Raw genomic sequence first — 13,119 nt, forward strand, 5'->3', positions numbered from 1 at the left:
TATTCCACTCTTGAACCTGTTATTTTAAAGGGATTGTTGTTTACCTTTCTTGTTGTTTCTTACAATATAAAAAAGCAGCTAAAAAACATCCAAATCCTATTATATTCATAATTATATTACCTATATCGCCAATACTATTAATCGTTAATCCAATCAAAAAACTACCAAACAAAATAAATAGGATTGCAAAAACCAACTTCAAATTATCCAATCCTGGTTAAATCCGACTATATAAAACCATCTAAATTCATATAAAATAACTAAAATCATGTTTTATTATAGAAAAAACAGATCTAACCAGATTCACCTCCTTTTTTATTCATGTTTATTCAAAAAATAAATGTGGTTAAAACGCCATAAAAGCTTAAGGCGGTTTATTCCATATCTTTTTAAAACCTTTCCTTCAGTCGTCGTCAGGTTACACTGCTTCTTTTTAGGATAAAGTGCTGTGATATATCCTTCATAGACGTCCCCATTTCGTTTCGTATAACGGACAAAGTCTCGATGGTGAAAATCATTGACTTTGTCTATTTTCTTTTTGGAACGTCTTCTCATCGGTTTGATGCACCAATCCTTGATGTGACACTGCTTAGAAGAAACGTGTAACTGGGAAAGAACAATGGCATCGTTTGAATGGGATTTTCCAATTGCCCAGTCTATCCGCCGATTGGCCGTATCTCCTCCTGTTGTGAGCGTAAGAGGCCCGATTTTTTTCAATTCCTGTTGAAAATAAGTTTTCCCCTGCATCACGTGCATCGCATCATGGAAAGCGATCTTTTTTCCACGAATCTTTTTGAAAAATCGTTCCGCATGATCCGATTCTTCTCCTGTTACTTGTTCGTGACAAGAGGAACAGAGTGTGATGAAGTTGTGTATCGAGTCAGAGCCTTGTAAACGTCTAGGAATAATATGATGAACTTCTAAGCGACAATGAGTATTTCCACAATCTTGACACGTAAAATGATCTCTCATTAACGCTGCTTTTCGTAAGTTTTCATCTAATCGATTGGATTTTTGATAATCCCACTGATAAGGTTGACTGCCTTTTTCCAACTTACGAATATCAATCATCACATTTTCTAAATGAATGTGGTTCACGCGAGTCCATTTCATTAGTTTGTTTAACAAGCGTAATGTTGCTTCTTTTTTTTGTTTGATACTTGGTGGGGTACGACCTTCTCTTGTTGATGATGAACGGTTATGAAACCGTTTTGGACGATTTTTTTTGTGAGAGCGTTTATACCTTCTATAACTTCTTCTTGTGTCCATTTTATCTTTTACATCGGTGCGGTGTTCGATTGTTCCTTTAAAGACCGGTTTGTTTTTTGTTTGGCATTCTTGCACAAGGGCAATGCCAGTAAATTTAGAGCCATCATCGATATTAAAATGAATCAGTGTTTGATCGATTTTTTCGTCTGCCACTTCCTTAAAAAGTTGAATGACCATTGGAAACTTGTTGATGAGTGCTGCTTTGTTTTTTCGAATAAGAACCCAACCGCGATTTTCATTTGTCGGAGAGAGTTTCCTTCCTTTTCCATCTAACACAAAACAGTATGAGACCATCTCTGGTCAGCCTCCTTCGAAAAGGGGATTGTTCTCCTTGCCAAAGTCATCAGACGGGATGTGTGCGTTCGCTGTTTCGTTTCCAAGAGGTAGGAAACAGTCTTACTTAGCACTCATAGAGCCTCAGACTGGAGAAACATCCAAGGGTATGTCTGAACCGCTCCCTGACAACGTAGTTCATCATGCTGTCTTTCTTTCAAAAGACTACACTCACTGAGGCTTGAAAGCACAAAACAGTTCATATAAAACCAAGTCCTCTCGATTTTATATGATTTTTTACGGTTTTATACGAAATAAAACCAACTGTTCCGAGCTCCTTATATTTCATGTGTGATTTTGACATTCTTATTGCACGATCCAGCTTGGTTTGCTCTTAAGAGAAGTTTTACTTATTTTTGATTTCTTCTAACAAGGAAATAATCTTTTCGTTTTGTTCAATTAAGGTATTGTTCTGCTGTCTCATTCTTGTAAAATCGAATAAGAACACTATTAAAATAATTATTATAAAGACCATAGACATTTATTTCACCTCAAATCTACTATTTCTAACCTAACACTTATACTACCATAAAAATCCATATTTGTTGTTGGACTATTTGGAAGTACTACAATAAGCAAAAGGAGTTGTCGTTGTGACAACTCCTTATTCTACTCTTACACTCCGTTAACTTAAAAAGCCAAAGGGACAGGTAAATTGGCTCTTCGAATTATAATCTAGAAAAGAAAACTTATGTTTACTATAATAAGAAGATAGAAATTGTTCTTACTGCGTTGGATGGTACGCATTGCTAAGTTAAAAACCATCATTAAAGCACCGGAATAAAACCTTGCGAAAATCGCTTTATTATCCGGACAGTACGTCAAAGGAATGAAAAGAGTAAAGAAAAAAGCTGCTCATCAATGGTATTGACTGCAGCCTGTAAATGGGTTTAGTTTAGACATTTCCTACTGTATTTGAATCGAAAACATCTGGATCTACCGCATTGGAAATACTGATTCCATTATTATTTAGTACCAAATTCCCTGTACCACTACCAGATCCTGCAATTGATTTTGATGTCTCTTCAGGGGAAATCTGCAGTGTATTTCCAAAGTTTACAGTTCCACCATTTGAGAGAAATTGAAAAGGTCCAACTACAACAGATGGCAACATCCTCACTCCCTTTTTGTTTTCATTTAAATAATTTATTTTATGTTTGAAACTAAAAAAAGTTACCGTCTTCTACCTTGGGGCAAGCCCATCGAGTTTTCTTGGCTTAATTTCTATAAAACAAAGCGCGATGCTCAAAAAGCGGTAACAGAAAACCCAAATGAATCATTAATAAATTGTAAATTTTGTAAAATTTCAGTAAATACTATTCCCTATTTTCTTCAAATGTTTTATGATAATTATGAGAGTTCTCTCTCACTCTCACTTCTTTTTCATACTCAATCGCCTGCCAGTATTTAGACTTCTCTCATTTAATTTAAGTTCGGCTCAAAAAGACCCTTCGCGCGCAAAGGGTCTTTTTGCTTACCTAGCCTCAGTTTGTTAAGATGCTAGTCACCTGCCGATTCGACAAGTGATTTTTTTCTAAACACGAATTAACGACCACGTCTCTAAAGCTCGCAATTCTAGTACTGATCAAAATCTGCCGGCTTTGGACTTTTTCCTGTATACGTTTTCAATTCAGAGAAAGGCATGTCAATATGCATTGTAATGGCATCCAGCTAAACATTTATTCGATCCTTGTCCAATTTACTGAACATTTAAAGTAGACGAAATTAAACGACCCAAACTAGATGTATTTATATTTTATTAAATCTTGTTTCGAAGCCTAGTTAATTTTTAATAACGCTAAATCCTAGATGAAATAGATAGAAAAACTCAGTCTAATTAACCCTTAAACTTAGTTTATCCGTCGCACAAATTAATTATATACTGCCAATTTAAAATTTTCAATTATTTAGCTCTTTGATTTTTTTCTTTTAAAGTTTATTAATTTTATGTTATCGGTTATTAACTAAATGTTAAAATTTTATAAATTTTTAAAAAATAGTTGAATTCCCCAAAATATTTTCTTTATAATAAGGACAGATATTAAGAGAAAAGATCCTGTTGAAATCTTTGTTGAGGGCGATAAGGTCATTCTGAAAAAGGATTCCCCTCATCAACCTTGCCAAGTTACTAGTAAAATTTTAGAAGAGAATCCGGCTGCAGCAGGAAGAAAGCCTGTATTAAGTTGAGAGGCAGTGGAGCAAATCATTCAAAAGCTATCATCAAAGCGAAAAGTTGAATCGTGAGCGACCTATTAGTGCCGTGAAGATCATCTCTACCCATTCTCTCTTATTTACATAAAAATATATGTTTGAAGCATCATTTTAAATCTCAAAAAAAAGCCATTCATCCCCTGCCAAACATTCTATTGAATGTTTGAGGAAGGGAACTTCTGGCTGAATTTTGTTAAACTTTTTTATTCAATGATCTTGGTTTCTGCATCGAAAGAATTAACTTAAGACCGGCTCTTTTGCTTTGGCTTTGGTCTTTTCTTTTGCTTTTTCGCTTATGCTTAGACCAAGTGTCTGGGCGGTTAAAGTATGAATCTCTCTTAGAAGTTCTGGATTTTCCATTAGTGACACGCCATAAGAAGGAATCATTTCTTTAATTTTCGGTTCCCACTCTTTCACATGATCAGGGAAGCATTTTTTAATGACTTCAATCATCACGTGAACGGCAGTAGAAGCACCCGGAGAAGCGCCGAGCAGTGCTGCGATTGAGCCATCAGCGGCACTGACAACTTCCGTACCAAATTGAAGTGTTCCTTTGCCAGCTTCAGTATCTTTAATAACTTGTACACGTTGGCCCGCTACTACTAAATCCCAATCCTCGCTTTTCGCGTTCGGGATAAACTCACGTAACTCTGCTAGGCGCTGTTCTTTCGATAACATCACTTGCTGAATCAAGTATTTTGTCAATGCCATCTCTTTTGCTCCTGCCGACAGCATTGTTAAGAGATTGTCCGGTTTTATGGAAGTTACTAAATCAAACATTGAACCGGTTTTTAAAAACTTTGGTGAGAATCCGGCAAACGGTCCAAACAGCAGCGATTTTTTATTGTCAATAAATCGGGTGTCAAGATGTGGAACAGACATTGGCGGAGCACCAACCTTCGCTTTTCCGTATACTTTTGCATGATGCTGTGCTGTAACATCTGGATTATTACACACCATAAAGATGCCGCTTACCGGAAAACCACCAATATTTTTCCCTTCAGGAATACCGGACTTTTGCAGTAAATGGATGCTTCCTCCCCCGCCTCCGATAAAGACGAATTTGGCAGTATGGCGTTCGACAGTGCCGCGATCGAGATTGCGCACTTTCAATTCCCATAAACCGTCGCTAGTACGTTTAATATCACTTACACTATGTTTGTAGTTTAGATCGATATTTTTACTCTCTAAGTGGTCAAACAACATACGCGTTAAAGCACCAAAATTGACATCCGTTCCAGAGTCGATTTTAGTAGCCGCGATCGCTTCATTCGATGCGCGTTCCTGCATAATAAGCGGAATCCATTCTTTCAGTTTTTCCGGATCCTCAGAAAATTCCATCCCTTGGAATAAGGGATTGTTTGACAGCGCTTCAAAACGTTTCTTTAAAAATGTGACATTTTGTTCTCCTTGTACGAAACTCATATGAGGCAGCGGCATAATAAAATCCTGTGGATTCTCTATCAGCTTGTTGTTTACAAGATAAGACCAAAACTGCATGGAAAGCTGAAACTGTTCGTTAATGTTTATAGCTTTACTAATATCAACAGATCCATCTGGTTTTTCTTTTGTGTAGTTAAGCTCGCACAATGCCGCATGACCTGTGCCTGCATTATTCCATTCGTTCGAGCTTTCCTCTCCTGCTTTTGAGAGCTTCTCAAACACTGTAATTTTCCATTCTGGTACTAGTTCTTTTAAGAGTGTTCCTAAAGTTGCACTCATGATTCCCGCGCCAATTAAAATGACGTCTGTTTTAGTTTCTCTATTGCTCATGTTTACCAACCTTTTCTCTAAAATTTGCCGAAAAGATGCAGGCGTCACACTAAGCTAAGGAGCCCTCTAGTCACACACATCTTTTCTGTATCAATGAACCATATCAAAGTGTATTACTATCATTATACATTAAATTTTCTACTATTATCTGATAATTATAAACTATTTGAAGCTGATAAAAAAGTGAGAAGTCCTTTCAAAAGGCAGAGTTACACCGATTTTTAACTTTATTTTCACATTTGTTCTCTTCCAAAAAGAAAACGCTGCTCTTCGACTTCGAATTGTTTTTTACTCGTATGAAAATGGATAATGCTTTTTCAAAAAATACACATTAATTTTTTTATATCCATCCGATGCTGTATTTAAACTTATATATTCTGTTATAAAAACCACTTTTTCAAATATTTGTTTCTTTTCGTTTGAGTAAGCAGCGATGGCCTCGACTTATACAAACTTATTAGGATCTTTCTTATCTCCGTCCACTTTAAAATGATTAATTTCTCAAATGTTCTTACGCCTATCTTACCGCGACTTCTATCTTAGGGCAAGTCCACGAATGTTCCAAAAACATTGAGCAGCTCATATGGGTTTTTAGAGTTAAAGAGATTATGTATATGAGGTTTTTTATCTTACTATATTTAACGAATTTCAGCCAGAAGTCTCCTTCCTCAAGCGCGAAGCAGTAGGGAGGGGAGGTTCATGGAGACCTGAACCTATTGAGATATCCTCAAAAACAGCATGATAAAAACCAAAGCAAAAACCTAGTGAAAAGTTACAAAACTTCTCACTAGGTTTTATTATTTGAAGCTTTTGAGACAGCTCCCTATCATTTATTGATTAGCTTTTTTAACCCATTCTGCAACTGTTACAGTACGTTTAGCTTGCTGTTTCACAGCAGCTTGAACATCCTCTACCATTTGACCATTTTGATCCACCGTAACACTTGTACCATACGGGTTACCACCTGCTCCAAAAGTAACCGGGTCTGTATAGCCTGGAGCTGCTACGATTGCTCCCCAATGATACATTGTTGTGTATAATGATAAGATTGTTGCCTCTTGACCACCATGAGGGTTTTGCGCAGAAGTCATTGCACTTACTACTTTGTTAACAAGTTTTCCATTAAACCATAGACCACCTGTCGTATCTAAAAATTGTTTCATTTGAGCCGGCATATTACCGAATCGAGTCGGGACACTAAAAATAATTGCATCTGCCCATTCAAGATCATTTAAGGTTACTTCTGGAACATCTTTTGTAGTTTCAACATGAGCTTTCCAACCTTCATTTTCATCGATAACTGATTGTGGAGCAAGTTCAGGTACTTTTAATACTTTCACTTCGGCACCAGCTTCTTTTGCACCTTCTTCAGCCCATTTAGCCAGTTGATAATTCGTTCCACCCATACTGTAATAAATCACCGCTAATTTTATATTTGTCATTTTTTCTTTCTCCTTTATTGTTGAACTTCCAAATAATTTGGATAGAAAACCCATTTTCATACACCACCTAGTGCTTCTTTTTTTGAAATCTCTTTATTAAGCAGCTTTTGTTAAGTCATTTTTTGAATCTCTTTGAAAAATCAACTGACTCACGGATAATAGTTTGCTTCCATTGATGACAAGATAGATTGCTATTGCTAAGAATGCTAAATCTAACTCATATCCAGCCATTTGGCCGTTTCCTAATAAACCTACTGAAAGCTTAACTTTTAGTGTGGCTCCAATCATAAGAAGTGCAAACAAAGCAGATACAAGTCGAGTTCCTAAACCAATTACTAATGCAGCACCACCAATTAATTCAATAAGTGCTATGCCATATGCCATAAATCCTGGTAATCCAATACTTTCAAACCATCCAACAATATTTTCAATGCCACCTTGGAACTTTACTAACCCATGAATGAAAAATAATGCTCCTAATGTTACTCGTAAAAGTAGTGCTCCTAATTCGCTCTTAAACATAACTAACTTAACCTCCAACTATATTTTTAAAATTAAATAATTACAACTTACGATACCACGCTGCTGCGGCTTCCACTTCTTCAGGAGTCAATTGATGACCTCTATCTTCCCAATGGATTTCTACATCTGCATGAGCCTTTTCTAATAACGATTGTAATTCAGCCGATTCCAGCGGTGAGCAGATTGGATCATTTGTCCCAGCAGCAATGAACACCGACTTCCCGGATAAATCAGGAAGTTCAATTCCTTTTCTAGGCACCATTGGATGATGAAGAGCTGCACCTTTCAATGAATGTTGATAGTGAAAAAGCAAGCTAGCTGCTATATTCGCTCCATTTGAGTAGCCAATGGCAATCATATTACCCCTGTCAAATTCATACTTTGCTGCGGCTTCATCAAGAAACTCATGAAGCTCCTTTGTGCGGAACACTAAATCTTCTTCATCGAATACCCCTTCAGCTAATCTTCTAAAAAAGCGGGGCATACCATTTTCTAACACATTCCCACGAACGCTTAATACAGATGCTTCATCATCAATTCTTCTCGCCAGGGGCAGCAAATCCAGTTCATTTCCTCCCGTGCCATGTAATAATAGGAATGTTGGTTTTGTAGAATCTTTTCCCTTATTAAATATGTGTTTCATTATTGATCTCCCTTCCGTACATGAACATCGATATTTGGTATTTCTCTTCGGTTATTCAGTTATTTTGGTCGTTCAATGGAAAAAATCTCACCTATTTTGGCATAATTACTACCAGCTAACCGGCTTACAGCAGCCAAGCCCTTTGGATCAATTCTGCCATTTTCATAAATGGCACTGTCAATGTGATAGTGAACAACTTTTCCGATTATAAGATCACATCCGGTAGAATCTAAACCACCTAATTCTAAGGCATGTTCTAAGGAACACTCCATTCGAATTTTCGCTTCTTTTACACCAGGCACCGAAATTTTCAAGCTTTCAACAGGCGTTAACTTTGCCAGCTCTATTTCGCTTTGGTCAGGAGGAAGGCTTGCGGCTGTTTGATTCACTTTTTCAACATTTTGTTCATCTACAATATGAACCACAAATTCCTTAGATTCAATTATGTTCCTCGCTGTATCCTTTTGCTTCCCTTCTGTCCGTTGAACAGCCAATGAAATCATCGGAGGATTAGATGACACGATATTAAAATAACTAAATGGGGCTCCATTCAAAACACCATCTTTCGAAATGGTTGTAACGAAAGCAATAGGTCTAGGTATGATACTTCCTATTAGAACTTTATAATTTTCTCTTTCAGAATTATTAGCTGGGTCTATCGAAAGCAAAGACATCATTCCTTTTCATAAAATCAGTCTAATTCTCTTACTTCAAACGGCAGCAATGTTTGTTCAATCTTCCCTCTATGAGGCTCATACTTTGAAGGGAGCATTAATTTCCCTCCCATTGTTTCATGCGATTCATCATGTGCGAACCCCGGAGGATCCGTCGCAATTTCAAATAGTATTTCCCCATGTTCTCTAAAGTAAATGGCATTAAAATAGTTTCTATCCTGTACTGGTGTAACACCATATCCATTCTCTGCAATATACTTTCGCCACTCTAATTGATCGCGGTCATCAGCAGCGCGCCATGCAATGTGATGTACAGTTCCCGCACCCATTTGTCCACGTCCTATAGAGGTTAACTTTAGATCAATGATATTTCCAATTTCAGCTGTAGAACGAAAGCGGGTGAAGTCTCCTTCCTTAGCAATTAATTCAAGTCCCATCACACTCTCTAACAATTCAGCAGTTTTATCCGGTTGAGCAGATAAAAGAGTTGCTCCTCCAAATCCTTTAATGGCAACTTCAGACGTTACTTCACCAAAACTCCATGAATTTACTTCTCCTTCTTCTCGTTCAACAATTTCTAAGTGAAGACCATGCGGATCGTCAAATTCCAAATATTGCTCTCCAAAGCGCTCCATTTTAGTAAAAGGAATGTTGAACTTTTCCAGCCTTTTTTCCCAAAAATCCATGGCACCTGTAGGAACAACATAAGAAGTCACTCCTACTTGACCGTCTCCGATAATTCCTTGACGAGCTCCTGCCCATGGAAAAAATGTAATGATGGTTCCCGGCTTTCCACCTTCATTACCGAAATAAAGATGGTACGTACCTGGATCATCAAAGTTCACAGTTTGTTTAACTAAGCGCAAGCCTAAAACTCCTGCGTAGAAATCTACATTCTCTTGAGGATGACCTACAATTGCTGTAATATGGTGAATCCCCATTGTTTTCTTATTCATTTTTTTAGCGCTCCTTTTTAGTTATAATCCGTATATTTATAGAAAGGTTGATAGCTTATTTTAACCGTACCTTTAAAATTAAAATCTTTTCTTATTCATCCTAGTTTAAAATATCTTGATTTCAAGATATAAACTTAAAAAAATCAAATTTATACTCTTTCCCTTACTTTCTTCAAAAGTCTAACTAAAGTCTCTAATTCATCACTATTTAACGAATCAAAAGTATAATCGACAAACTCTTCGTGTTCCGGCATAATTTTCTTCATTAATTCCATTCCATCTTCAGTTAATGCTGCATGTATTACCCGCCTGTCTTTAGGACAAGCATGTCTTTTTAATAGAGATTTCTGTTCTAATTTATCAATAATATATGTCATGGAACCACTTGATATTAGTATGCTTTTTCCTATCTGTTGAATCGTTTGTTTACCTTTATGAAATAATACCTCTAGAACCGAAAATTCCGTAATCGTTAAGTGATTTCGAGTCATATCTTCCCTTATTCGTTCTTGTATAGCTCTAGACGTTTGCATGAAGACCATAAATGGATGGTTTGTGCATTTTCTCTCTATGTTTACCACCTCTAGAAATTATCTTTAATTAAAATATCTTGAATATGAGATAATAGTAATACATTCAATCCTTCATGTCAATAACATTTTTTAGTTTTCTAAATAAACATACGGCCGCAGCCTACATTCATTTACAGATTTTCCGAACGAGAAAGCTCACCGCCTTTAGGAAAGGGAGAGATAGCCTCAAACCCTTACCTATCCATATCAAAGACTTCTTCCCATTTCTTAAATAACGAACACTTTAACACGTGTTAGATAACTCTATTTTTCATTTTCTTCTCATTGCCGTTTACAAAATTTCTGATATATTCAAGCTGCTCTTCATTTGGTATTGTCTTCCGTTCCCCTTTAAATCTGGCAACTGCTTGATCAAAAGAAATGCTGTCACTAACAATCTTCCCGATAAAAGTTAGCTCATCAAAAAAACGCCACATTTGTTCTTTTGTTTGCGGATCCTGATGTCCTGTCACATAATAATTCACATCATATTTTTTAATTTTGTTAAACAAGATCGTTAACTCGTCTTTGTCATAGCTCCATTCACCACTGTAAAAGTCCTGATAGATGCAATCTCCTAGAAACATTACTTTTTCTTCTGGAACATAAACAATCGACGAATCACGAGCATGAACGCCTCCTACATGCTCAACTACACACGTTATTCCGCCCAAATCTATTTCTATTTTTTTATAAAATGTGAAATCCGGTACCTTCAACTCCAAATGTTCACGTGTAGGCATTTCACGTTTGATCATATCTCTGCAAAATTCAATTTCTTCCCCTGTCTCTACACGCTCATCTAATGAAGCATCATCCCATTTCAGCGTTTTCAGATAAGCGATTTTCTTTTTCGTTTCATGATGACTAATCGTTGATATGTCCATTGTTTTCATACCAAAAATATGATCCCAATGCCAGTGTGTAATCACAACAAACTTAACCGGGGCTATATCCATCTCTTCCACCTGCTTGAGAAAATCGTTGGCATGTGCAGGTGAGTTTCCTGAATCAACAATTAAGCTAAAAGTACTTCCGCAAATTAAACCTAATGCAGGACGATCTGTTTCTGAATAATGAGGCATATAATACACTTTATTTGCTAGTTTTTTCAGCATTGAAAGAACCTTCCTTCATATTTTTTCAAAAATCGTTTAAACATTTATTATCCTTTTCTTATCGCATTAATTGTTAGTAATCCTTATTAATAAAAATGCGTAATTGGTAAGGATTCATAACGTATTTTACATGCTATGATATAAGAGTACTCCAAGGAAAGGCACAACACGAAACTTTTTTCGAGCCGTTTAGCATTTTATTAAAAGGAGTGGATAAGTTTATGATTAGTAAAGTTGGTCAAATTATGTTGTATGTTACGAACCAAGATGAAGCTGTGAATTTTTGGACAGAAAAAATGGGATTTAGCGTTATTTCAGAAGAAAATAACGGGCAAGGAATGAGATGGATTGAAGTCGCTCCAACAAAGGACGCAGACACAAGCATCATTCTGCACAACAAAGAATTCGTTGCGAAAATGTCACCTGAATTAAATCTTGGTACACCTTCTTTAATGTTTTTCTCAAAAAATCTTGATGGATTACGGAACGATTTAGTAAATAAAAATATTAAAGTCGGAGAAATTGTAGACATGCCTTCCGGTAGAGTATTCAACTTTGCCGATCATGAAGAAAATTATTTTGCTGTGATGGAAAAAAATTAAAAGTACAATATGTTTTATATACAACGAGAGAGCAGCTTTCTCCTTTGAGACTGCTGCTCTCTTTTCACTTTCTAGACGATCATTATTTTTTGATATTCTATTATATCTTCTCGTTTTTGAAAAATGAAAGATGCCAATTACCAAACATACCATACTTACTGCCCGAACAACTCCGGAAATACCGATTCGAAGCCAAATTTCTTCCGATGCCATTGGGTGAAGATAATCAAACGAAATCGCTTTCAAGAAAAAAGAGATTGCAATTGAGAAAGATAGAAAATGCAGCACTGTCCACACGTATCCAGAGTGATTATTTTTATTTTTTATAACCAAAGTACCACTGTTTTAAAAAGCCAATTTTATGCTGCAAATTATGGTATCGTTATTCAACTCTTCTGCCTTTTCTTCAATAAGAAAAGGCGAATACCCATGTTTAGTATTAACACCCCTTTAGCATAAGTGTTATCTTTACAATCAATATGCTATAATTTGGAGTAAATAAAGATAGAGGTGACCACTCTTGGCGATACATGTTGTACTATATCAACCAGATATTCCGTCTAATACTGGAAATATTGCACGTACCTGTGCAGCAACGGGTACAGCTTTGCATTTAATTCGACCACTTGGCTTTTCAACAGATGAAGAAATGTTAAAACGAGCAGGTATAGATTTCTGGCAATCTGTAAACATAACGTATTATGACTCATTGGATGACTTTTTTTCAAAAACACAAGGTGAGTTTTACTATATTGAGACGTTTGGTGAAAAAGCACATTCATCGTTTGATTTTAGTGATTTATCAAAGGAACATTATTTTATGTTTGGAAAAGAAACAACGGGTTTACCAAAAGATTTATTGAAAAAAAATAAAGATCACTTTTTGAGAATACCAATGAATGATAATGTTCGTTCACTGAACCTGTCGAGTACAGTTTCAATATTGGTGTATGAGGCTTTGCGCCAGCAAGGATTTCCCAATTTACAATAAAAAATCTTCCGTC

Annotated in this window: 12 protein-coding genes; 2 read left to right on the forward strand and 10 right to left on the reverse strand. The window is 36.3% G+C overall.

Annotated elements, in window-relative coordinates; genetic code table 11:
* Positions 1-315 precede the first annotated feature (315 nt).
* From iscB to DS031_RS15755, 10 genes are all read right to left on the reverse strand, one after another.
* The gene (gene iscB, locus DS031_RS15700; protein ID WP_113807023.1) at positions 316-1,563 is read right to left on the reverse strand and encodes an RNA-guided endonuclease IscB; all 1,248 of its coding nucleotides are present in this window, start codon (positions 1,561-1,563) and stop codon (positions 316-318) included.
* A gap of 934 nt (positions 1,564-2,497) precedes the next feature.
* A complete protein-coding gene (locus DS031_RS15710) occupies positions 2,498-2,713 on the reverse strand; it encodes a spore germination protein (protein ID WP_113807076.1) in 216 nt (71 codons plus the stop codon).
* A 1,337-nt stretch (positions 2,714-4,050) separates the two neighbouring features.
* Positions 4,051-5,586 carry a malate:quinone oxidoreductase gene (locus tag DS031_RS15720; protein ID WP_113807025.1) on the reverse strand — a complete coding sequence of 512 codons (1,536 nt, stop codon included), beginning with the start codon at positions 5,584-5,586 and terminating at the stop codon, positions 4,051-4,053.
* Positions 5,587-6,416: 830 nt separating this feature from the next.
* Positions 6,417-7,082 carry an NAD(P)H:quinone oxidoreductase gene (gene wrbA, locus DS031_RS15725; RefSeq protein WP_113807026.1) on the reverse strand — a complete coding sequence of 222 codons (666 nt, stop codon included), beginning with the start codon at positions 7,080-7,082 and terminating at the stop codon, positions 6,417-6,419.
* A gap of 42 nt (positions 7,083-7,124) precedes the next feature.
* Positions 7,125-7,550 carry a DoxX family protein gene (locus tag DS031_RS15730; RefSeq protein WP_113807027.1) on the reverse strand — a complete coding sequence of 142 codons (426 nt, stop codon included), beginning with the start codon at positions 7,548-7,550 and terminating at the stop codon, positions 7,125-7,127.
* A gap of 40 nt (positions 7,551-7,590) precedes the next feature.
* The gene (locus DS031_RS15735) at positions 7,591-8,193 is read right to left on the reverse strand and encodes an alpha/beta hydrolase (RefSeq protein WP_113807028.1); all 603 of its coding nucleotides are present in this window, start codon (positions 8,191-8,193) and stop codon (positions 7,591-7,593) included.
* Positions 8,194-8,252: 59 nt separating this feature from the next.
* The gene (locus DS031_RS15740) at positions 8,253-8,861 is read right to left on the reverse strand and encodes a flavin reductase family protein (RefSeq protein WP_113807029.1); all 609 of its coding nucleotides are present in this window, start codon (positions 8,859-8,861) and stop codon (positions 8,253-8,255) included.
* A gap of 23 nt (positions 8,862-8,884) precedes the next feature.
* Positions 8,885-9,823, reverse strand: coding sequence for a ring-cleaving dioxygenase (locus DS031_RS15745; protein WP_113807030.1), 939 nt, complete (start codon positions 9,821-9,823; stop codon positions 8,885-8,887).
* A gap of 149 nt (positions 9,824-9,972) precedes the next feature.
* Positions 9,973-10,314: a MarR family winged helix-turn-helix transcriptional regulator gene (locus DS031_RS15750; protein WP_342767253.1), complete on the reverse strand. Its 342-nt coding sequence runs from the start codon at positions 10,312-10,314 to the stop codon at positions 9,973-9,975.
* 335 nt (positions 10,315-10,649) lie between these two features.
* On the reverse strand, positions 10,650-11,513 hold the full coding sequence (locus DS031_RS15755) for an MBL fold metallo-hydrolase (RefSeq protein ID WP_113807031.1): 864 nt from the start codon (positions 11,511-11,513) through the stop codon (positions 10,650-10,652).
* A gap of 221 nt (positions 11,514-11,734) precedes the next feature.
* Here DS031_RS15755 and DS031_RS15760 point away from each other — a divergent pair, with 221 nt between their 5' ends.
* Positions 11,735-12,115, forward strand: coding sequence for a VOC family protein (locus DS031_RS15760; RefSeq protein ID WP_113807032.1), 381 nt, complete (start codon positions 11,735-11,737; stop codon positions 12,113-12,115).
* A gap of 520 nt (positions 12,116-12,635) precedes the next feature.
* On the forward strand, positions 12,636-13,106 hold the full coding sequence (gene trmL, locus DS031_RS15770; protein WP_113807033.1) for a tRNA (uridine(34)/cytosine(34)/5-carboxymethylaminomethyluridine(34)-2'-O)-methyltransferase TrmL: 471 nt from the start codon (positions 12,636-12,638) through the stop codon (positions 13,104-13,106).
* The last annotated feature ends 13 nt before the right edge of the window (positions 13,107-13,119 follow it).

The organism is Bacillus taeanensis (assembly GCF_003318295.1).
Lineage (GTDB): Bacteria > Bacillota > Bacilli > Bacillales > UBA6769 > Maribacillus > Maribacillus taeanensis.

Bases quoted from the DNA above. Each gene is read 5' to 3' on its own strand.
- iscB (WP_113807023.1), bottom strand. From the start codon at position 1,563: ATGGTCTCATACTGTTTTGTGTTAGATGGAAAAGGAAGGAAACTCTCT.
- DS031_RS15720 (WP_113807025.1), bottom strand. From the start codon at position 5,586: ATGAGCAATAGAGAAACTAAAACAGACGTCATTTTAATTGGCGCGGGA.
- wrbA (WP_113807026.1), bottom strand. From the start codon at position 7,082: ATGGGTTTTCTATCCAAATTATTTGGAAGTTCAACAATAAAGGAGAAA.
- DS031_RS15730 (WP_113807027.1), bottom strand. From the start codon at position 7,550: ATGTTTAAGAGCGAATTAGGAGCACTACTTTTACGAGTAACATTAGGA.
- DS031_RS15735 (WP_113807028.1), bottom strand. From the start codon at position 8,193: ATGAAACACATATTTAATAAGGGAAAAGATTCTACAAAACCAACATTC.
- DS031_RS15745 (WP_113807030.1), bottom strand. From the start codon at position 9,823: ATGAATAAGAAAACAATGGGGATTCACCATATTACAGCAATTGTAGGT.
- DS031_RS15750 (WP_342767253.1), bottom strand. From the start codon at position 10,314: ATGACTCGAAATCACTTAACGATTACGGAATTTTCGGTTCTAGAGGTA.
- DS031_RS15755 (WP_113807031.1), bottom strand. From the start codon at position 11,513: ATGCTGAAAAAACTAGCAAATAAAGTGTATTATATGCCTCATTATTCA.
- DS031_RS15760 (WP_113807032.1), top strand. From the start codon at position 11,735: ATGATTAGTAAAGTTGGTCAAATTATGTTGTATGTTACGAACCAAGAT.